General features: G+C 58.9%; 18 protein-coding genes and 4 pseudogenes. 11 read left to right on the top strand and 11 right to left on the bottom strand.

The window, feature by feature from the left end:
- Positions 1–143 precede the first annotated feature (143 nt).
- From PQR42_RS41695 to PQR42_RS41660, 8 genes and pseudogenes are all read right to left on the bottom strand, one after another.
- Positions 144–407, bottom strand: a complete 264-nt coding sequence (locus PQR42_RS41695; protein ID WP_408391762.1) for an FmdB family zinc ribbon protein — start codon at positions 405–407, stop codon at positions 144–146.
- Between the two features lie 188 nt (positions 408–595).
- Positions 596–1,528 carry an acetamidase/formamidase family protein gene (locus PQR42_RS41690; protein WP_317015130.1) on the bottom strand — a complete coding sequence of 311 codons (933 nt, stop codon included), beginning with the start codon at positions 1,526–1,528 and terminating at the stop codon, positions 596–598.
- Between the two features lie 70 nt (positions 1,529–1,598).
- Positions 1,599–2,339 (bottom strand): ABC transporter permease, encoded by a 741-nt coding sequence (locus PQR42_RS41685; RefSeq protein WP_408495537.1) that lies wholly within the window; start codon positions 2,337–2,339, stop codon positions 1,599–1,601.
- 102 nt (positions 2,340–2,441) lie between these two features.
- Entirely contained in the window at positions 2,442–3,254 is an 813-nt protein-coding gene (locus PQR42_RS41680; protein ID WP_408391725.1) for an ABC transporter ATP-binding protein, read from the bottom strand.
- Between the two features lie 17 nt (positions 3,255–3,271).
- Positions 3,272–4,336 (bottom strand): ABC transporter substrate-binding protein, encoded by a 1,065-nt coding sequence (locus PQR42_RS41675; RefSeq protein ID WP_408495535.1) that lies wholly within the window; start codon positions 4,334–4,336, stop codon positions 3,272–3,274.
- A 370-nt stretch (positions 4,337–4,706) separates the two neighbouring features.
- Positions 4,707–4,960, bottom strand: a pseudogene (locus PQR42_RS41670) (integrase core domain-containing protein); the annotation flags it as partial.
- A 246-nt stretch (positions 4,961–5,206) separates the two neighbouring features.
- Positions 5,207–5,500, bottom strand: a complete 294-nt coding sequence (locus PQR42_RS41665; RefSeq protein ID WP_408495533.1) for a hypothetical protein — start codon at positions 5,498–5,500, stop codon at positions 5,207–5,209.
- 15 nt (positions 5,501–5,515) lie between these two features.
- Positions 5,516–5,722 (bottom strand): hypothetical protein, encoded by a 207-nt coding sequence (locus PQR42_RS41660; protein ID WP_408495532.1) that lies wholly within the window; start codon positions 5,720–5,722, stop codon positions 5,516–5,518.
- Positions 5,723–5,766: 44 nt separating this feature from the next.
- Between PQR42_RS41660 and PQR42_RS41655 the strand changes: the two genes are divergently transcribed.
- On the top strand, positions 5,767–5,985 hold the full coding sequence (locus PQR42_RS41655) for a hypothetical protein (RefSeq protein WP_408495530.1): 219 nt from the start codon (positions 5,767–5,769) through the stop codon (positions 5,983–5,985).
- A 140-nt stretch (positions 5,986–6,125) separates the two neighbouring features.
- Positions 6,126–6,760, top strand: a pseudogene (locus tag PQR42_RS41650) (IS630 family transposase); the annotation flags it as partial.
- On the opposite strand, the pseudogene PQR42_RS41645 reads toward PQR42_RS41650, so the two are convergent.
- Positions 6,760–7,260, bottom strand: a pseudogene (locus PQR42_RS41645) (ISKra4-like element ISBusp5 family transposase); the annotation flags it as partial. The pseudogenes PQR42_RS41650 and PQR42_RS41645 overlap by 1 nt on opposite strands.
- A 62-nt stretch (positions 7,261–7,322) precedes the next feature.
- Positions 7,323–8,459, bottom strand: a complete 1,137-nt coding sequence (locus tag PQR42_RS41640) for a porin (RefSeq protein ID WP_408495528.1) — start codon at positions 8,457–8,459, stop codon at positions 7,323–7,325.
- A 487-nt stretch (positions 8,460–8,946) separates the two neighbouring features.
- Here PQR42_RS41640 and PQR42_RS41635 point away from each other — a divergent pair, with 487 nt between their 5' ends.
- From PQR42_RS41635 to PQR42_RS41615, 5 genes are all read left to right on the top strand, one after another.
- Positions 8,947–9,606: a winged helix-turn-helix domain-containing protein gene (locus PQR42_RS41635; protein WP_408495526.1), complete on the top strand. Its 660-nt coding sequence runs from the start codon at positions 8,947–8,949 to the stop codon at positions 9,604–9,606.
- Between the two features lie 115 nt (positions 9,607–9,721).
- Positions 9,722–10,201 carry a YncE family protein gene (locus PQR42_RS41630; RefSeq protein ID WP_408495524.1) on the top strand — a complete coding sequence of 160 codons (480 nt, stop codon included), beginning with the start codon at positions 9,722–9,724 and terminating at the stop codon, positions 10,199–10,201.
- 23 nt (positions 10,202–10,224) lie between these two features.
- Entirely contained in the window at positions 10,225–10,743 is a 519-nt protein-coding gene (locus tag PQR42_RS41625) for a YncE family protein (protein ID WP_408495522.1), read from the top strand.
- Between the two features lie 432 nt (positions 10,744–11,175).
- Positions 11,176–12,348, top strand: coding sequence for a LysR family transcriptional regulator (locus tag PQR42_RS41620; RefSeq protein WP_408495520.1), 1,173 nt, complete (start codon positions 11,176–11,178; stop codon positions 12,346–12,348).
- Between the two features lie 102 nt (positions 12,349–12,450).
- On the top strand, positions 12,451–13,605 hold the full coding sequence (locus tag PQR42_RS41615) for a porin (protein WP_408391743.1): 1,155 nt from the start codon (positions 12,451–12,453) through the stop codon (positions 13,603–13,605).
- Between the two features lie 69 nt (positions 13,606–13,674).
- Here the strand turns inward: PQR42_RS41615 and PQR42_RS41610 are convergent, their stop codons facing one another.
- Positions 13,675–13,962 (bottom strand): DUF4148 domain-containing protein, encoded by a 288-nt coding sequence (locus tag PQR42_RS41610; protein ID WP_408391746.1) that lies wholly within the window; start codon positions 13,960–13,962, stop codon positions 13,675–13,677.
- A gap of 363 nt (positions 13,963–14,325) precedes the next feature.
- Between PQR42_RS41610 and PQR42_RS41605 the strand changes: the two genes are divergently transcribed.
- The 4 genes and pseudogenes from PQR42_RS41605 (at position 14,326) to serC (ending at position 16,872) form a co-directional block, all read left to right on the top strand.
- Positions 14,326–14,526 (top strand): hypothetical protein, encoded by a 201-nt coding sequence (locus PQR42_RS41605; protein ID WP_408391748.1) that lies wholly within the window; start codon positions 14,326–14,328, stop codon positions 14,524–14,526.
- A 7-nt stretch (positions 14,527–14,533) separates the two neighbouring features.
- Positions 14,534–14,701 carry a hypothetical protein gene (locus PQR42_RS41600; RefSeq protein ID WP_408495518.1) on the top strand — a complete coding sequence of 56 codons (168 nt, stop codon included), beginning with the start codon at positions 14,534–14,536 and terminating at the stop codon, positions 14,699–14,701.
- Positions 14,698–15,780, top strand: a complete 1,083-nt coding sequence (locus PQR42_RS41595; RefSeq protein ID WP_408495516.1) for an ATP-grasp domain-containing protein — start codon at positions 14,698–14,700, stop codon at positions 15,778–15,780. Before PQR42_RS41600 ends, PQR42_RS41595 begins: the two co-directional genes overlap by 4 nt.
- Positions 15,777–16,872 (top strand): annotated as a pseudogene (gene serC / locus PQR42_RS41590) (3-phosphoserine/phosphohydroxythreonine transaminase). Before PQR42_RS41595 ends, serC begins: the two are co-directional and overlap by 4 nt.
- Positions 16,873–17,518 lie beyond the last annotated feature (646 nt).

Genomic DNA, 17,518 nt, shown 5'->3' with positions numbered 1-17,518 from the left:
GTTCACCTAGTCTTTTTGGGTTGAGGACCCGGTCGGAGATGAATGGTTAAAGTCCATCGCGTCACTCTGCTGCCCGCCGCTCCGGACGGTGGGCGGCGCCGTGTTTTGGGCCGGGCGCTCGAAGGCACGCGCGGCGACTCCATTCAGCTTACCGGCGATTCGGTGCTTGACTGTGCGCGCGACCCGCAGCCGCACCCCGAGCCATGCTGATGCGTGTACACCGCACGTTCGTTGACTCGGCGTTCGGCACTCCCGGACGACGACATCAATGCCAGCGCAGGCATGGCCAGCATGCGCTGTGCGATAGCGCTACATGTTGGGCAAGCACAGGTCGCGTCGCGTTCAGCGACAGGACGCATGACGGAGAACGTGCCACAGGTTTCACAACGATAGGGATAAATCGGCATCGCCTTTCTTTCCTCTTTCTTCGAAATCAATAAATGATTTGCGCGATTACCGACAGCGTCGTTGGCCACGGAATGTTCACCGTGCCCGCACCGACCGGTGCCAGCATCGCGACCGGGGAGTCCGGTCTCGATGCCTTGTGACGGTGCCGGTCAGCCTCGCACAGAATCCGCGGCCCGATGCCGTTCCCTCAACGCTTGGGCAAGTACTTTTTGTCGACCTTGCAGATATAGGTGTATTTCGGATTCACCATCTGGGTACAGCGCGCTTCCGCGATCTGGCCGAGCAGCATGTAGGCTTCGGCACCGGGAATGCCGTAGCCCTCTTCCAGCCAATAGACCATTTCCTCGAACGCGATACGCAGCGCGTCGTCGAGCGGCCGCGCGCAGCCGACGGTACAGATGTGCGTCGGCGTCTCGATGCGCGGCCAGGTCATGCGGCTCGGCGCGCGGACGAGATCGACCTTGAGCTTCAGGTGGCCTCGAATTTCGATTGCCCCCATGCCGTTACACTCGGCGTCGCCCTGCAATGCGTGCACGTCGCCGAAATACAGGTACGCGCCTTCATGGAACACCGGAAACATGATGCGATTGCCGTTCGTGACTTCCTGGATGTCCAGGTTGCCACCGTGGGTACCGTTGTCGACGGTAAGCGTGCCGCCCGCCACCGGGGCCACGCCGATCACGCCGATCATCGGCTTGGCTTCCAGCTTGAGCGAGTCGCTCCAGTGAACGATGCCATTTTCGACGACGACGTTGCGATTCTGGATGCCGAATTCCTTCTTACGGACCCAATCCGGAAAAATCCCGATGCCCGGCCACAGCGCGGTATAACCGAGGCCGTGCACGCCAACTTCGAGGACGTCGATCACCACCATATCGCCAGGCTTCGCGCCGCGCAGGCGCACAGGCCCGGTGGCCGGATTGACGAACGGAAGCTTCACTTTCGACTCGTCCAGCTTTTCGTCGAGCTGCGTAATCAGGTGGCCGCCGATGTTCAATTCGGTTTCGACCTCGAAGGTCTCGCCCGGCGAGACTTCGGCAATGAAACCATCGGTAGCCGTCAGTGCGTACTTCAGGTCATCCTTACGGATGATCTGGTGAGGTGTGGATAGTGTGCTCATAGGATGCTGCCTACTCCTTCAGGGGTTGCTAAATGCCACCGGCCGGCAACGTCGCGGCGGATGGCTTAAATCAATCGAACTTGTGCCAGGGCATGAGGAAGCGCTCTAGCCGACCGACGAGAAACGACAGGAAGAGCGCGAGCGCGATGGTCACCACCACGCCGGCGAATACTTTGGGAATGATGTAGAGGCTACCGGCCTTGAAGATCGCATGGCCGAGCCCATCGTCTGACGACATGAATTCGCCCACAATGGCACCAATCAACGCAAAGCCGACCGTGAGCCTGAAGCCCGCGAAGATGTCGCGCAGCGAGGCGGGGATCACCAGCTTGCGGAAAGTCTGCCGCTTGGTCGCGCCGAGCGTGCGCATCTGATTGATCTGATCGTCATCGACGCTGGTCGCCCCCTTGTACGCGGTGACCAGCGCCACCACCACGACGGACAACGTCGACATGGCGAGTTTCGACCCGAGCCCGGTACCGAACCAGATGATCACGATAGGCGCGAGTGCGACGATCGGAATCGAGCCCAGCGCAACGATGAACGGCTGCATGACCTTCGAGACGAAGCGTGAATACCATAGCGACAAGCCGAGCACGGTGCCGATGACATTGCCGAACAGAAATCCGAGCAGCGTTTCCATGCCAGTCACGCCGGCGTCGTGTAGGAGACTGCCGTCCTGCTGCATCTTTACCAGGTAACCCCAGATCTGGCTGGGCGAACCGAACAGGAAGGCCAGCGCCTGACTCGAGGTCGCAACTTGCCACAGGGCGAGCAGTGCGGCGAGTAGCGCGAGTTGGCAGGCAGCCACGACGAGCTTGCCGCGGCAGCGGCGAATTAGCCTGCGCCATTTGAGGGATGCCGGGGCATACGGGGGCGCCGGAGAGCGGGTTTCTTGCACGCGGGTTCCTTTTCAACGTTCGCCCATACGCACGTCGAGCTGAGACCAGATCTCGCGTACGTGGGCGGTGAAGCCCGCAGCGTCGCGGGCGGCCATCATGTCGTTGCGGTCGCAATCCAGGTGGACCTCGTGGATCGCCTTGATGCGGGACGGACGGTGGGTGAGGACGATCACACGGTCCGACAACGAGACCGCCTCCTCGACGTCGTGTGTGATCAGCAGAACCGAGCGACCCTGACCCCTGACCAGCCGGGCCATGTCGCTTTCCAGCACCAGTTTCGTCTGGAAATCGAGCGCGGCGAACGGCTCGTCGAGCAGCATCACTTCGGGGTCGGTCACCAGCGTGCGCGCAAGTGCAACGCGCGCACGCATGCCGCCCGATAAAGCCGACGGATAGTAGTTGTAGTACGGAGCGAGTCCGACCTTGCCGAGCATCGCATGCGCCTTTTTCTCGCGATGCGCGCGCGACATCCCGGTCAGTTCGAGGCCAAGCGTGACGTTGGCCAACACGTTGCGCCACGGCATCAGCATGTCCTTCTGCAACATGTAGCCGATGCCCTTGGGGACGTCGTCCAGCGCCTGACCGTGCCACAGCACCGCGCCGCGCGTCGGCTGCGTAAGACCGCTCATCAGGTTCAGCAGCGTGGTCTTGCCGCAACCGGACGGGCCCACCAGGCTGACAATTTCCCCAGCGCGCAGGCTGAAGGAAATGTCACCGATGACCTGATTCAACTCGCCTTCATCTTCGCCATACGATTTGCCGACCCCGCGCGCAACCAGCGGGGCGTGCGGGCGGGCGGTCCCCCCCGCCTGCGCCGCAGGCACTACTGCGCCCGCTACATTCATTTGGACACCGCCACCGTTACGCCCGCACCCGCCGCAGCGGTCTTGGCGGCCTTGTTAGAAAAGGTGTTGTCGATCACGTCGCTATAGGCCAGCGTCCCTTGTACGTTGCCCAGGTACTTCTGCATGGATATCAGCTTGTCCCACTGCTGCCGGTCGACCGGCAGCGTCTGCGCCGGGATCTTGTACTGCAACTCCATGTCGATTGCCTTGTTCACCACGTCGGGCGGCAGGTCCGGGAACTCCGCACGGGCAACCTCCTTCGCATAGTCGGGCTTGGCATACGTAAGACGCGCGGCTTCTTCCAGTGCGTCCACGAGCGACTGCACGACCTCGGGATGCGCCATGGCATATTCGGGCAGCACCATGATCCCCGTATTGCAGAACGGACCCATATAGCTCGAGAAGTCGAATATCACTTTCGCCCCTTGCGCCATCGCAGCCGCCACCATCGGCTGCTGCGCAAACGCGATGTCGGCGCGACCCGCGAGCATGGCGCCGATTTCCGTGCCTGGGGTGACTTCGACGATCTTCGCGTCCGTGCCGACTTTCAGGCCATTGTCCTGCAGCAGTTTCTTCGTGACGCTGTACTCGGTATTCGGATCAGGCGACGTGACTAAGGTCAACCCCTTGAAGGCCTTGGGATCGGTGATGCGCGCCACGGTCTTCGATACGCCAAAGTAATGTGCACGCTGCACCAGCGTCCCGACGACCATGCCCGGTCCGCCGCGCTCGCGAGACATCTCCACCATGGTCGGATCGCCGACGGCAAACTGCGCGGTCTTGCCGAGCACCGCGGCGAAAGCCTGCGTGTCCCCACCGGCTGCGGTCAGGTGTATGGTCAGCCCGTGCTTCTCGAACAGCTTCGCGTGCTGTGCAACGTAGAGGTCGATGTAACCGAGGTTATGTACGGCCTCGGAAAACTCGATGGGTTGCAGCGACGCCGCGGCAGCGGAGTGAGCGAACCCGAAAGCGCTGAGCGTGGCGAGCAGCACACGCCCAAGCTGGGGCACAACACTGGTAGCAGAGCCCGAACCGACTGCTGAAAATGTACGTCTTTTCATTGCTTCAACTCCGACAATAATGGGATCGCAAAACGAAAAAGGTCCGGCATCAGACGCGCTGATGTCGGACCTTTTTGGCCGGTGTTATCCAAGACGCCTTTGTCTCGGACAACGGGAGTGCTGTTTGATGCTCGTCGCGTACGGCGAACCCAGCGTGGCTTATTAAGCAACGGCTATGCCAGTTTGCGCCACACAATACGTGCGGGTTCTTCGATCCTTGCGGACCCCCAAATGGAAGTGGTATCACTCACATTTCACGCAGAGCAAAAGGAGCAATGTGAATGATCTGCGGATGCACCGGCTGCGCACCATTTCGCGTCACAGCACGCCATTGGTGCAACGTTGCACAGGCAAATAGCATTTGATAGCTTTAGGAAAGCTCATCCGGCGTGGGCGTCTTGCCGTAACACCATCGACCCTGATGTTCGCGCTCGTGGTTGTACTGGTCAAGCCACGCGCTAAGATCGGTCTGCAGCGCGTCGACCGATGCGTAGATCTTGTTGCGAAACGCCACACGTAGAACTCGTTGAGCATGGTCTTGTGCAGGCGCCCGACGATGCCGTTGGTTTGCGGTGACTTCGTCTTTGTGCGTGTGTGGCCGATGTTCTCGACGGCCAGATACAGGCGTGATCGCGAAGTGGCAGCTAACGCATTCGCCTTGGCGAATGCCCGAGCGGTCTTGGTGGTATGGCTGGATAGTGTTGATGTTGGTCGGCATTGGACTTGCGGTCTATGATGTCAATCTGCCGGAAGATTCTTCGGCGCCACCTTCTACTCGCGGGTGACCCGCGGCGACGTAGTCTGACCTTAGCATCCCGACTCTGATTGGACAGATCACCGCAGGCAGTGCTATTTAGAGCGCATAGCGCGTTAGCATCCAGGTTTGGCACCTATGCGCGGTTCAATTTCGATTATCTCTTGAGTACCGACGATGCCGGCAGAACCGCGGTCGATCAAGAGATCAACACCCTTGATAAAGTCATCGATCAGCATATCGCGATGTAGCAGCGCGATTACATCTCCGACGATACCGACCGGCGGATGCTTGAAAGCGATAAGGTGAATCTCACGGCCTACCGGGCCGCACTGAAAAATCTTGGGGCGATGATCCGAGCTGGCGACCTCGATGGTGCCAAGGCCACGGTGATGATTGGACCGTTGCACAATGCGGGCAGGACATCAAGGGCAGGCATAGATAGTCACATCGCCTGTAGCATCAAGCTCGGCCATGATCTGCGCGATGAGAACAGCACCGCTTACTCGCAGGCATTCTGGCTGCTGCTGAGTTGCATGGTCGCAGCGCTGGTCGTGAGCGGCGGCTTGGGCCTGCAGTTTTATCGCCTGATCACCTCGGGCCTGAACAATATCCAACAGACGTTGCAGCATGTGAGGCAATCGATGGACCTGACCCACACGGCCAGGTCGAACGGATGGACGAAATCGGCCGCACTGCGACGGCCTTCAATGCCTTGCTGGCGCGCGTGGCGGAGGTGGTCGGGGAAATTCGCGGCTCGGCCGGTTCGGTCAGCGACGACACTCAGGGCGAGTTCCGTCGCGTGTGTCAGATCCGCCTCCCGCTCATCCAGACGCGTTTCTTTCGTCCGATAAGCTTCGTAGATCGATATTCCGGCGAGGCACAGCAGGCTTAGAATCAGCGGCAGCCAGAGCTTCTGCACGAAAGACAGCTTCATATGTTTGAGAACCCGTTTATTGAGTTTTCCATAAAACATGACAACCGATTCGATGCTGGCGCGTGATATCTCTGACGGATTGATTGGAAATGCGCGCCATGGCAAAGAAGCCGTTGGACGAGGCAACGAAGAAACGCTTGCGGGCCGGCCGCATGCTAGTGACGGGCAAAGGCCCGGCAGAAGTGGCACTGGCCGTGGGGGTAGCCCGACAGACGGTGTACACATGGAAGGGCTTGCTCGATGAAGGTGGAATCGATGCGCTGCGTGCTGTGCCGGGTCGAGGTCGTCCGGCGCGGCTCGATGAGGAGCAGTTGGCGCAACTACGGCAGGCATTGCTACAAAGCCCGACCGAATACGGCTTTTGCACCGAGCTTTGGACACTCAAGCGCGTGGCTACGCTCATCAAGCGCATGTATGGCGTCGAGTTCGGGCAAACGCAGGTCTGGCGCATTCTTGGGGTGCTGGGTTTCAGCACACAAAAGCCTGAGCGGCGCGCAATTGAGCGCGACGAGGAAGCGGTGCGCCACTGGAAGCGACACACGTGGCCCGCGCTTAAAAAAAGCCCAGCGCGAAGGCTGACTGATTGTCTTTATCGACGAGACCGGCACCAGCGAGCGCCCCACGCGGGTGCGCACCTGGGCGCCGAAGGGGCAAACGCCAGTTATCCAGTTTCATTTCAACATGGAACCATGTCTCGGCGATTGCGGGCCTCAGTCGCACGAACTACCTGTTCGACGATTCGACGAAGCCGGTAGAGATTCGCCATCCTACACGTTGCCACGTGCGGTAGTCGATCAGCGATTCAAAGTTGCTTCTGAGATAAGTGACCACATTCGTGAGGCTGTAGCCCGCTTTCTTGACTTGGCGGCTCATGGCCGGATCTCGTTTCTCACGTAGATCAAGCAAGTGAGCGAGCTTTGCTGCGAACTGCTGGCAAGCCACTGAGTCTCCGGTCCAGACGTAATGGCGGAAGCGGACGAACAGAACCCACAGTTCGAACGCTGATCCACTGTCGGTGAGTCGCCCATATGCCAGACGCGTGATAGCTTGATCGACGCGTCGCAACATCCGCCCGATATGCGCCCAATCGAGAATCCATTCACTATCGTAGGGAAGGTCGTTCGCGACGCCGACCAGGCCCAGCGCGCCATCGGTCAGGACAACGAGTTCATTAGGATCCCTGTATCCACTGTCCTCCAGGAATCGCGTCATTTCATCATTCAGTCGCTTGGTGAGAAATCAGGATCCGTCGCAATGCGCCTTGGCGCAGCAACGACGGATGTCCGGACAACCTATTAGAAGCGCGTTCTCAAGCCAATTGTTGCCGCTACCTGACTGTTGCCCGACGACGCTGTCAGACCGGTGATGTCCGCGGTGATGCCGGAGTTGCCAGTACCGCTGACGTGCTGATAGACACCCTCGAGATAAACGTCGGTGCGCTTGGACAGCGAGTAATCCGTCCGCAAGCTGATTTGATTATATTTCGGACTGACGCCGCTTACACGTGCATCGGTAAATGTGTAGGACCCGATCAGAGCCAATGCCGGCGTCAGGTTATAGCGTCCATTCACTTCGTAGTTCGTAAATCGGGCATCCCCACCTGTCAGCGTCAAGCCCTTATTCGTACCGGAGGCAAACGCGCCAATACCCGTCGCTGCGGACAATTTAGTCTGCGTGATCACGACACCCGCCACGGCAGGACCGAAAGCATAGCTGAGGCCGCCACCAAACGTGCGCTGGTTGCCCGCGCTAAACGTAGCGTCGTCAGAAACCGCACCCGTCGCAAACGTCGAACCCGAGTTGTTCAGCTGGAGGTAGCCGACTGCTGCATTCAACGGCCCCCAGTTATACGACGCGCCAACGCTGTACGCACGATTCGACGCGAATCCACCAGCCTGGTTCGAGAAGCCGTACAGACCACCGAACTTGAAGCCGTCATAGCTGATGCTTTGATACTTGACCGAATTGCTGACCCGGAAGGAGTTGTCCAGGTTATCGTTGTCGTACGGGTGGGCGAAGTGCGTGCCGCCGTATTGTGTGCCGGTCAACGAAAGTGGGCCAAGGTAATCGACCACGGAGTCGTATTGACGGCCGGCGGTCAGCGCGCCATACGTTTCGCTCGACAGACCGACGAATGCCTGACGTCCAAACATGCGCCCGCCTTGACCGAGCGAGCCGCTTTGAATGCTAAAACCGTTTTCCAATGTGAAGATGGTTTTCAGTCCGCCGCCAAGATCCTCCGCGCCACGCAGTCCCCAACGGCTGCCATTCGTATCGCCGCTGGTCGCCTGGAAGTTTTTCTGACCGTGCTGATTGTTGGTGTAAGTCAGACCTGCATCGATTAAACCATACAGCGTGACGCTGCTTTGTGCATGGGCGGCGCTCGCCGAAAAGCACAACGCACTAACTGCAAACAATGACTTCTTTTTCATTCAGGTTCTCCGAAGCGAAAGAGATGTTAGAAAGGCTCAACTTCTGTGAGATGAAACCCACGGCATCTTAATCATTGGAATGGCTCCGGTCCTCGTCCGCTACGCGAATTCAGAATTGCTGGTTCTCTTGCGCATATGACTAACCCCAGATCCCGTAACGGACAAGGGCGCAAATGCTTGGTCTGCGGATAAGGCATCTGCGTAGCTATGCAGCGCTCTCCGTTGTGTGCTTGCAACGTGTTCTTTTCGATTACGCGCTACGTGGGCTGCATTCTCTTCCTGGCGAGATGGCAGCGCTGCGCTTAGGGCGACGCATATGACAAAAATGTAATCTCTCGGTCAGTGCGTGGATAAAGTGTGGTTGTGCACAATCGTTCCGCGACATTTGAATTGTCAAATCCACTCGCGGACCCGGAGGATCCATTTCGCTCGTCTCTAACCCGCCTTCGTTGCGCTCGCCCGGTTCACTTGTTTCATCCTGCCGATCATGCGTATTCTTTTAGCCGAATCGGTTGAGCGGGATGCAAGGCGACTGTCGTCGATTCTGCGCGCCCAAGGCTATGCCGTCGACCGCGTCAAGAACGATCGCGAGGCGCAACTCGCACTCACCACCGCGCGATATGCGCTGGTCGTCATGAACATGATGTTGCATCGCGGGTCGAGTCTCGATCTTCTTGTCTGGCTACGTCGCATCAATCGTGTGGTGCCGGTCTTCACCTTCAAGGAAAGTGACAGCCCCGCCGATTGTGTACGCGCCCTCGAGGCCGGCGCCGACGATCATCTGAACATGCCCTTCGACGCGCGCGAACTGGTCGCTCGATGTCGCGCGTTAGTACGTCGCTCTCAGGGGCGCAGTACAGATCAGATCCGGCACCGCGAACTGGTTATCGACGCGGCATCGCGAGTGGTGACGCGCGCGGGGAAATCGGTCAGGATATCAGGACGCGAGTGGGCAATCCTGCTCCAGCTTATTGCCTACCGCGGCGTACCTCAGTCGTCGTCGACGCTCGAAGACTGCATCTATGGGTGGAAAGAGGAAGTAGAGAGCAATGCGATTCAGGTTCACATCTCGAACCTTCGCAGGAAGCTCGGCGCGGATACGATCGAAACGGTGCGGAGGGTCGGATATGTCATCAGAGACGAGTAGGGGAGAAGTGACGTCCAATCTGCAATCGAATGTGATCCCGTATCTTCACGAGACAAGCGACCGCGGTCACCAAACAATGTTTCAACTCTCCGGATTCTTTTTTGCGAGCAAGCTCATGAAGATTCGCTTCCGCCTGCTGGTCGCCGCCGGCCTTTGCATGGCATCGACTGCATTCGCAGCACAACCCGCCACAGCTCCACTCGCGCTCGTTTCCGTCACTCCGTTGCCGAACGTGACCGGCGGCGACTTCGATCATTTCGCAGTCGATCTGTCCCGCTCGCGTCTTTACGTGTCGGCCGAGACATATGGGTCCATCGAAGCGTTCAGCCTGCCCGATGGCGTGCACATCGCGAGTATCAGGACGGTTGCGAAAGCGCCGCACAAGATTCTGCTGGCAAATGGAGGCAAGGAACTGCTGATAGCCGACGCGGGCGATGCGGCCCTCAAGGTAGTCGACACGACGCGCTTCAAGGTCAGGAAAACCATCGCACTCGCCCCCAACCCGACTCCGGTACTGCGGACCGTAAAAACGGCATCTTCTATATCGGCAACGGCGGTGCGCAGTCACATCAGGATCATTCCTACATCAGTCTGATTTCGCTTACCAAGTATTCCGTGATGGGCCGGATCGACGTGCCCGCCGGTCAATTGAAAGCCATGGTCATCGATCCGGCGACGCACCGCCTGTTCGTAAACATGCGCGACAAAAACGAAGTCGGCGTGATCGATTTGCGTACGCACAAACTGACGGCCACCTGGCATGTTCCGGGCCCGAGCCGAAATTCGGCCATGGCCTTCGACCCGAAGAGCGAGCGCCTGTTTATCGGTTCGCGCGACCCCGGCAAGCTGTTTGTGATGAATGCGAGCGACGGCTCGATCATCCAGTCGCTCGCCATCGTCAACACGTCGGATGACATGACTGTCGACTCGGCCCATCATCACCTGTACATCACCGGTTCGACCGGTCTGGATGTCGTCGACCCCGTCGGGCCGGAGCAATACGCGGTCAAACAGCATCTCGACACGCTCGGCGGGAAGACCTCGGCCTACATTCCATCGCTCCAACGGCTCTATGTCGTTCATACGAAGGGCCCCGACGCGGCGATGGCGGGACTGCAGGTGTTCAGTGTGCGCTGAAGCGCGAAGCCGCTCTGTCAGAGCTGGGCCCGGCATCGAACCCGGTGAACGCGCGGCGGTATTGAGGCCTTTCTATCGCAGTGTCGGGAACGCAGCGCAGGCAACGGTGAGACGCGGCCTCGGCCTGTGTCTCGTCGCTGCGATCGCGCGCTTTCATGGCGTCGAGATCGCGATAGGCGATAATGGGCCGGGTAACAATTGCTCGTGTAGGTAACGGTCGTATGCTCTTGTCATCGTCAAAGCTACGAACCGGTTCGACACTCATGTAAGAAATTCGATACCGACTTCACCTCGCAAAAAGCCAAAAAAAGTATCTGACGACGAAGCCAAAAAAAAATAGGTGAACCGGATTCCATTCCGACTTAAAAATTAAGACTACCTTAAATAAATCTAATCCAGGAAAATAACAATCCTGTAATCTGCCAGACGGCTTTGGGTAACGACGTGGCGGCTATGCTGAGAACTAACCTCCCGCGGTCAGGCGTGCACGTAGCGATGCGGTTCCTGCCCTCGCGTGGAGCTCGACGTTCAGCATATGGAGTGCCCACCTATGGTTTCTCACCCCTCCACACCGCCGTATTGCGCCCAATGCCTGTCATCCGGTGCGCGCCGGAGAACACGATGAACCAGTTGGCGTCGATACGCATCTTCGCCAAAGTCGCGGAGTGCCTGAATTTTGCTGAAGCCGCCAAGCAATTGGGCATTTCCAATTCGGTGGTCACGCGCAGTGTCGCGACGCTCGAGGAACACCTGGGCGTTCGGCTCGTCAACCGGACTACGCGGCGGGTATCGTTGACGGGGACGGGCCAACTATATTGGAAGCGCTGCATCGAGTTGCTCAGGCAGCTCGAAGACATGGACGAATGTATTGCCTCCGCAGTGGGACAGCCGGCCGGTTCGTTGCGGATCGCGGCGTCGTCGCTGTACGCGACCACGGATCTGCCGGATATGCTGGCCGCTTATCGCGCCCAGGAACCCGGCATGAGTTTCGACCTGACCGTGTTCGATAATATGAGCGACATCGCGGCCAGCGAGTTCGATGTCTGTTTCAGTGCGGAACGTCGCCTGCGTGATTCATCGTTGGTGTGCCGGCCGCTCGCACAAACACGCGACGTGATTGTTGCCAGCCCGGACTATCTGGCGCGTCGCCCTGCGCCGTGCACGCCGGCCGAACTGGCCTCGCACGACGTGCTCGTCGCATCGGATGCGCCGAGCCGCTACTGGGAGTTTAGCGACGCCCACGGCACACATCGCGTCGTCGTGCAGCCGATCATGAACATACAAAGTCCTCAGCTCGTCAAGCGGGCGGTGCAGGCGGGACTCGGCATCGCGCGCCTGTCACGTTCGTTCGTGCGGAACGAACTGGCCAACGGCAGCTTGCGGGCGCTGCTGGACGACGCGACACTATGCGGCGACGAACGTACTGTTTGGCTGTTGTATTCCGGGCGACCATACATGGCGGTTGCTTTGCGCGGCTTCGTCGATTTCGTTGTGGAGCGTTATCGTCATAAACCGCGGGAAAACAAGGCAGAAAACGAAACGAGCGTCGGCCCGGAGCAACACCGATCGAGCAATACTGAATTGCTGCGGGTCGGGATTTTGTAGGTCCTAAAGTGCGAGCACCTGACGTTGGCTGCGATTCCAAGCTGCGCGATTAGCGCGAGCGACGCACCGGCGCGGTGTTCTCATCCACAAGGATCCGCATTCATGAAAAAACTCCTGATTGCCGCAGTTGCCAATACGGCGCTTGGCTGTTCGTTTGCCCCTATCAGCGCGATGGCGCAAAGCAGCGTCACGCTGTACGGCCTGATCGACGAAGGCCTGAATTACACCAGCAATACCGGCGGCCATTCGAACATACAGATGGAAAGCGGTTTTGCGCAAGGCAGCCGCTGGGGCCTGAAGGGTTCGGAGGATCTGGGCGGCGGCACCAAGGCTGTCTTCCAGCTGGAAAACGGATTCGACGTCAACTCGGGCAAGCTCGGGCAAGGTGGGCGGATGTTCGGGCGTCAGGCCTACGTCGGCTTAAGCTCGGCGCAATTCGGCACGCTGACGATGGGTCGCCAATACGACTCCGTCGTCGACTTCCTCGCACCGCTCACGGCGAACGGCAACTGGGCCGGCTACCTGATGTCGCATCCATACGATAACGACAACACCGACAATTCGTTCCGCCTGAACAACAGCGTGAAGTACATGAGCAATACTTACGGCGGCTTTACTTTCGGCGGTCTGTACGGTTTCAGCAACCAGGCAGGTGGCTTCGCGAACAATCGGTCTTATAGCCTCGGCGCGCAATACGTGGGCAGCGCAGTGACGGTGGCCGCGGCTTATATGCAGATCAACAATCCGGGCGGCACGACAGGTGGTTCGCTCACAACGGACGACACCGACTTTTTCGCCGGCCGTGAGCAAGTCTGGGGCGCGGGCATCAACTACACGATCGGACCGACGATGCTTGGCTTTGTGTATACGCATACAAGCCTGAACGACGCGACCGGTTCGGTATACGTCGGCAACTTCGCGAACACCGCGAGCAGCCTTAAATTCGACAACTTCGAGCTCAACGCCAGGTATCAATTTACCAAGGCCGCGTATGTCGGTGCGATGTACAACTACACGATTGCCCATTTCAACAGCAGTGCAGGAAATTCAAAGCCGAAATACCAGCAGTTCGGCTTGATGGCGGACTATAACCTGTCAGTGCGCACCGACGTCTACGTGCAGGGCTTGTACCAACACGCATCGGGTGGCGGCACAGTGTCGGCGCCATTGAATACGGCGTTTATAACGGGCGCGGATGCTCCGTCGTCGAGCGCCAATCAGTTCCTCGCGCGCGTCGGCATCCGGCACACGTTTTAAGCGCTTGCGCTTTGCGGTTATCGGGCAGTGTGTGCCCGACGACCTGGCGCCACGCATTGCTTTGCTGGATCAGTTTGACATTGATTCTGAAGGGACGGCTGTCGGGCCGGCGGTCTTCGTCATGCTTGCGCCGTCGGTGCCGTGCCGGATTGAATAGATCTCTCGATTACGCGCGATGGCCTGTGCCGACGGCGGATAGTCTTCCTTGGGCGCCGGCACAAGGCCGTCTGCCTCGGCCTGCAGGAGTTGCGCGCGCACCTCGGCGCGCGTCAGCTCGTGAGGCGACGACTGGGCAAAAGCATTGGCGCCGAAAGACAGGCTGAGGACGGTGACTGCGAAGGCGGTAAGCAGCTTCATGGTGTTTCTCCGGTTGGCGAGGAATGAGTGGCTAGAACCACTATTCCCATTCTGGTCGTTCCGGCTGTCGGCGCACTGACTCCAGGATTACCGTTTTGTTAACTACACGAGGCATTGAGTGCATCTGCTTTGCAGCGCGTGCCTCGACGACGCGGCCTCAGCTAGTTCCTCGTGGTCTGAGCGACGCTGTACGAGCCGTTGCATTAACTCTTTTTCATCTTCGCGCGAAAAGACTGCAAGAGCCCCGCGTCTAACATCTTGCCTATATGGAGGTTATGACGACGCGTATCGCAAGCCGACTGCACGCTCGAGGTAGCGGTCGTTGGGCGCAGCACTCTGCCATTTTCACAGAGAGGAACACACATGGGTACACCAAAGCACCGCGCAACCCCGGTAGGTCTGTCGCTGGTTGTCGACAACTCGCGGGCGGGTGAGAGGTCGGCGAATCGCGGAGCGACGTCCGGGCAGGCCATTCATGAGGGCTGGTTCGAAGAAGAAGTGGGCTATGTCGGCATACGGCCTTCGGCGCTTCACGTTGTGTCGGATTCGAATGAAAGCGAATGAGACGGCCATGACTGATGCACCCCGTCAGGCCTATCAATCACTGGGCCTGAGCGTATTGTTAAGAGCGGCAACCGCCGGCGACGATCTGACGCCAATCGGCGTGAGTCTGCTCGAGTACGCACAGCACCATGACGATCCAGACGACTACTCGATCTCTCGCTTGTGTTGGAGATGAAGTACGAAAAGCAGGCTGCGCTTGCCGTTCAGCAGCAGGCATTGCAGATGCGCCGACTGTACCGTATCAGGAATGCCAGCAGCGAAAATCCATCGCTGAAGTTGCTCGTGCTGAAAGCGCCCGGCGACCTGATGGCAAATACGCCGTTCGAATGCCTTCTTGAACACGCCGACCTGCAGATCGACGTGCTTTATGTCGACCGACACACCACGCAGGAACGCGGTTTGCCGGAGCACGACGTCGTCTTGGTGGCCGCGTGCGCGCTGGATAAAAACGCTGCAGCTCTCACTCGGATCGCCGCGTTGTTGCGCGAGACAGAGAAGCGCGTGCTCAACAATCCCGAAGGCATCGCGCATACGACGCGCGATGCTGCCTACGCGTTGCTGGGAGGTGTCCCGGGCATCTGTATGGCGCCAACGACACGCGTTTCGCGAGCTCAAATTCTGGATCTGCTCGCAGGTCGTTCCGACAACCTCTTCATGCTGGACGTGAACTATCCGCTCATCATCCGCCCGGTCGGATCACATGCCGGCGACGGGTTGGAGCGCGTTTCGTCTGCCGCGGAACTTGCCGATTACGCGGATCGATCGGCTGATGCCGAGTTTTACATCGTACCCTTCATCGATTACAGCAGTGCAGACGGTCTGTTCCGAAAATACCGGATCGTGATGGTCGGTATGACGCCCTTTTTGTGTCATATGGGCATTTCGGCGCACTGGATAGTTCACTACCCATACGCGGAGATGATCGCGCATCCTGAGCGTCGGGGTGAAGAGGAACGTCTAATGAGCAATTTTGACACGACCTTTGCGGTGCGCCATCGTGGAGCTTTGCGGGCTGTAGTCGAGCTGACCAGTCTGGACTACGTCGGATTTGACTGCGCCGAAACAGAGGACGGCAGGCTGCTCATTTTCGAAATCGCGACAGGTATGGTCGTGCACGATATGGATGACGCGGCCTTCTTTCCGTACAAACTTCCGCAGATGCGCCGCGTGTTCAGTGCATTTCATCAAATGCTGGTCGCTGCAGGCACGGTGCGGACTACCACCACCATCAAACAAGAATGTCGATCAGAATGAATTCCAATGTTTTGAATTTTTCAGGTGGTCCTGGCGCGCTGCCTGAAATGGTTCTGGAGCAAACTCGTACTGCCATCGTCGCTTTGCCGGAGACAGGCGTTTCCGTGCTCGGTATGAGTCACCGTTCGGACTGGTTCCGGTCGATCTTGGCCGAAGCGGAAATGAACCTGCGGGAGTTGCTCGGAATCTCGGGCGAATACGCCGTCACGTTCCTGCAGGGCGGCAGCAGTCTGCAATTCGCCACGATTCCAATGAACTTTGCGACGCCTGCGCATGCGCCGCCCGAATATGTGACGTCTGGCTATTGGAGTGGCAGGGCGACCGCCGAGGCCGCGAAGGTAGTGACCAGAAAAGTCGCATGGGACGGCCGCGAAACGGGCTATCGACAACTTCCCGAACTTCAGGATCTGGATATCAATCCGTCGGCCGCATATTTGCACTACGTCTCAAATGAGACGGTTGAGGGCCTGCAGTTTCCGATCTTGGACAATGCAGTGAGCGTCCCGCTCATTGCGGACATGTCCTCGGACTTTTTGTCGAGAGCGTTTCGTTCAGATCGGTACGCGGTGATGTACGCGCATGCCCAGAAGAAGCTGGGTCCGGCCGGCGTGACAGTAGCGGTAATTCGGCGCGATCTGCTTGAGCGGATTCCGGACGGGCTACCGGCTATTCTGGATTTTCGCACGCATATTTCTCACGGCTCGAACTTTCAATACGCCGCCCGTGTTTGCGATCTATGTGCTGAACCTGGTGTCACGCTGGCTTCGCACTGAAGTTGGTGGGCTGGAAACGATGCAAGCGATCAACGTACGAAAGGCGCAGTGTCTCTATGGCGCTCTCGACGCAATGCAAGATGCGGTCTCCATCCACGCGGCGCCTCGCTGGCGGTCGCAGATGAACGCAGCATTCACGTTCGGTGATGCCCGGCTCGACGATGCGTTCATCGCTGTAGCGGGCGAACGAGGCATGGTCGGTCTCGAAGGACATCGTTCGATCGGTGGGTTGAGAGCGTCGCTGTACAACGCGGTGACGGAAAATGCCGTAGAAAGTCTCGCCGACGCGTTGCTGGAGTTCGCGCGGCGCCGGGCCTGAGCACAAGCGAGGTAAAAGGTTCGCGGTGATTCGTGGGGGTGTCACTTTCGAAAACCAGTTCCCGCTCAGCGTTAGACGCCTGTTCATGGTGCCCTCGCGAGGACAGCCAGCCAACGGGAGACGGAGCATGCCATCAGCCGGCTGTATGCAGGCCGCGCGTCAAGGAGGAGGCGCCGGTCCCAGAGTGGCACCATCAGCACGTAGGCCAAGCACACGGCGCCGTCTGCGCCCACCCCACCATGTCAAATGGAGAGTGCACGCCGACGCACGCGCGCGCCTATGCCACAGCGGGACTGGCGAGCAGGCTATGCTGTAGCGCGTGAGTTCCACGAACAATAAGCTCAGCGCGACGCGCGCGAGGACGGAGATTTCGGAGACCGCCGTCCAACGGTTTTCGACCGGTTTGCCGCCGGGCGGACGCGCGGGGCGAGGGGAGCGTGTTCGGGCTGGCAGTTGTTTTGCGGATTGCAGCGCGGCATCAAGTCGGGCTTTTGCCGCGCGACAACGTTGGCCATCGTGGCCTGCAGGTTTGGGGTTTGACCGTGCTGCGTGTGAGGTCGAGATTCAGGCGTGATGTTCCCGGGCCAGGATCACGACGTGCCGCGCATGACGGTATGATTTCACCGTCAAAGCAAAGCGGAGCAAT

Origin of the sequence: Paraburkholderia sediminicola, from assembly GCF_046027355.1 — a bacterium.
GTDB classification, from domain to species: Bacteria; Pseudomonadota; Gammaproteobacteria; order Burkholderiales; family Burkholderiaceae; genus Paraburkholderia; species Paraburkholderia sediminicola_B.
This window is presented reverse-complemented; position numbering and strand designations above follow the sequence as displayed.

Coding starts and splice junctions, on each gene's coding strand:
- PQR42_RS41630 (WP_408495524.1), top strand. CDS start 9,722: ATGAAGATTCGCTTCCGCCTGCTGGTCGCCGCCGGCCTTTGCATGGCA.
- PQR42_RS41600 (WP_408495518.1), top strand. CDS start 14,534: ATGACTGATGCACCCCGTCAGGCCTATCAATCACTGGGCCTGAGCGTA.
- PQR42_RS41660 (WP_408495532.1), bottom strand. CDS start 5,722: ATGCTGCAACGTCTGTTGGATATTGTTCAGGCCCGAGGTGATCAGGCG.
- PQR42_RS41675 (WP_408495535.1), bottom strand. CDS start 4,336: ATGAAAAGACGTACATTTTCAGCAGTCGGTTCGGGCTCTGCTACCAGT.
- PQR42_RS41605 (WP_408391748.1), top strand. CDS start 14,326: ATGGGTACACCAAAGCACCGCGCAACCCCGGTAGGTCTGTCGCTGGTT.
- PQR42_RS41655 (WP_408495530.1), top strand. CDS start 5,767: ATGGACGAAATCGGCCGCACTGCGACGGCCTTCAATGCCTTGCTGGCG.
- PQR42_RS41615 (WP_408391743.1), top strand. CDS start 12,451: ATGAAAAAACTCCTGATTGCCGCAGTTGCCAATACGGCGCTTGGCTGT.
- PQR42_RS41610 (WP_408391746.1), bottom strand. CDS start 13,962: ATGAAGCTGCTTACCGCCTTCGCAGTCACCGTCCTCAGCCTGTCTTTC.
- PQR42_RS41635 (WP_408495526.1), top strand. CDS start 8,947: ATGCGTATTCTTTTAGCCGAATCGGTTGAGCGGGATGCAAGGCGACTG.
- PQR42_RS41595 (WP_408495516.1), top strand. CDS start 14,698: ATGAAGTACGAAAAGCAGGCTGCGCTTGCCGTTCAGCAGCAGGCATTG.
- PQR42_RS41640 (WP_408495528.1), bottom strand. CDS start 8,459: ATGAAAAAGAAGTCATTGTTTGCAGTTAGTGCGTTGTGCTTTTCGGCG.
- PQR42_RS41695 (WP_408391762.1), bottom strand. CDS start 407: ATGCCGATTTATCCCTATCGTTGTGAAACCTGTGGCACGTTCTCCGTC.
- PQR42_RS41625 (WP_408495522.1), top strand. CDS start 10,225: ATGGGCCGGATCGACGTGCCCGCCGGTCAATTGAAAGCCATGGTCATC.
- PQR42_RS41690 (WP_317015130.1), bottom strand. CDS start 1,528: ATGAGCACACTATCCACACCTCACCAGATCATCCGTAAGGATGACCTG.